The 417-nt window shown below is 33.3% G+C and carries 1 protein-coding gene; it reads left to right on the plus strand.

Translation table 11 applies throughout. The features are described 5' to 3' along the window. Positions 1 to 44 precede the first annotated feature (44 nt). Entirely contained in the window at positions 45 to 167 is a 123-nt protein-coding gene (locus KH893_RS12575; protein WP_281166371.1) for a hypothetical protein, read from the plus strand. Positions 168 to 417 lie beyond the last annotated feature (250 nt).

Consider the following 417-nt stretch of genomic DNA (forward strand, 5'->3'; position numbering starts at 1 on the left):
ATGTAATTGTCAATTACATATTATTTAATTAAGGAGATTTTTATATGCCACATCAAATTTTGACAGCTGAAAAAATCGTTCAGGCCTGCGTGAACATAATCGAAGATGATAAAGTTTTGACATTTTCAACGATTGCTCACAATTTAGGTACACATTCTCAAGCATAATATGCGTATTTCGATAACCAAAAAAAATTAAGTTACGCAATAGTTGGCTGGGCAATCACTCAAGTAATAGAATCATTGAAAACCAAGGTATTCGGTCATTCCGGAAAACAAGAGATAATTGTTTTTGCTACAGAACTTAGATCAATGGCATTAAAGCATATACAATTAAGCCGTTTTGTTTTGACAATGCAAAGAGACGACCAAAATCCAGAAGTTCAAACTGCTTTTGAAAATTTGCGCGATCTCTTGC

Origin of the sequence: Liquorilactobacillus sicerae (genome assembly GCF_029916425.1) — a bacterium.
GTDB lineage: Bacteria > Bacillota > Bacilli > Lactobacillales > Lactobacillaceae > Liquorilactobacillus > Liquorilactobacillus sicerae.

Excerpts from the sequence above, each read along its gene's own strand:
- KH893_RS12575 (WP_281166371.1), top strand. The coding sequence starts at position 45 with ATGCCACATCAAATTTTGACAGCTGAAAAAATCGTTCAGGCCTGCGTG.